The sequence below is a fragment of the Microcystis sp. M49636_WE2 genome (genome assembly GCF_030065375.1).
In the GTDB taxonomy this organism is placed as follows: domain Bacteria; phylum Cyanobacteriota; class Cyanobacteriia; order Cyanobacteriales; family Microcystaceae; genus Microcystis; species Microcystis aeruginosa_C.
Map to the genome: position 1 here is coordinate 1 of NZ_JASJFG010001107.1, position 1,209 is coordinate 1,209.

General features: G+C 37.1%; 1 protein-coding gene. It reads left to right on the plus strand.

What is annotated here, in order from left to right:
- A partial coding sequence (locus PX484_RS25550; protein ID WP_288106255.1) for an MFS transporter occupies positions 1-1,209 on the plus strand: 1,209 nt, incomplete at both ends.

Consider the following 1,209-nt stretch of genomic DNA (forward strand, 5'->3'; position numbering starts at 1 on the left):
ATGTGGAGCGATCGAACTCGTACTATCTGGGGTCGTCGCTTACCATGGATGTTATTGGGGTCGATTCCCTTCGGAATTAGCTATTTTTTACTGTGGTTAATCCCGACTAATAACCAATTATGGTTATTTTTATATTATATTTTTATCGGCATTATTTTTAATTTAACCTACACGGTAGTCAATCTTCCCTACCAGGCTCTCACCCCTGAATTAACTCATGATTATAATGAGAGAACCCGCTTAAATAGTTTTCGTTTTGCCTTTTCGATCGGGGGTAGCATTCTCTCATTAATTCTCTATATTCTCGTCTCATCCTCCTATGCCAACGATCTCCATAAAGCTTTTTTATTGTTAGGTGTAGTTTGTGCTTTAATGTCGATTATAGCAGTTATTTGGTGCGCTTTAGTTTTACAAGAACGAGGAGCAAAAGCGATTCTTAATCCCGCTCGGAAAAAAGTTTTGGCAATTGCTTTTATAGTTATCGGTGCGCTTTCCTTTGTCTATGGAGTAGGAAAAATTGGGGTTAATCCCAGAGATTTTATCGCTATTTCTACAATTTTATTAGGAATAGAAGGGATAGTTTCTGGGTTAAATATTTACTATGGTAAAACTGAAAATCATCTCAGGGATGGTGCGGCAATTAAACAGAGAGAAGCAGATAATAATACCGAAACTATTCCCCTGAAAGAACAATTAAAAATAGTTTTTGGTAATCGTCCCTTTTTATACGTTATTGGCATCTATCTTTGTGCTTGGTTGGGAGTACAATTAACCGCCTCGATTTTGGTTTACTACGTTGTCAGCTACATGAGACTATCGGAAGCAGAATCGGGTTTAGTCGCTTTAGCAGTACAGGGAACAGCTTTAGTGATGTTATTTTTCTGGCAAGCAGTTAGTCAGAAATTAGACAAAAAGATAGTCTATTTTTTAGGGATGACATTCTGGATTATTGCCCAAATCGGTTTATTTTTGCTCCAACCAGGAGAAATAACTTTAATGTATACTTTGGCAGTTTTGGCAGGATTTGGCGTATCTGTGGCCTATTTAATTCCTTGGTCAATGGTTCCTGATGTGATTGAATTAGACGAATTAGAAACAGGAAAACGTCGAGAAGGTATTTTTTATGCTTTCATGGTACTTTTGCAAAAAATTGGTTTAGCTTTGGGGTTATTTCTTGTCGGTATTGCTCTAGAAACATCGGGTTTTAAA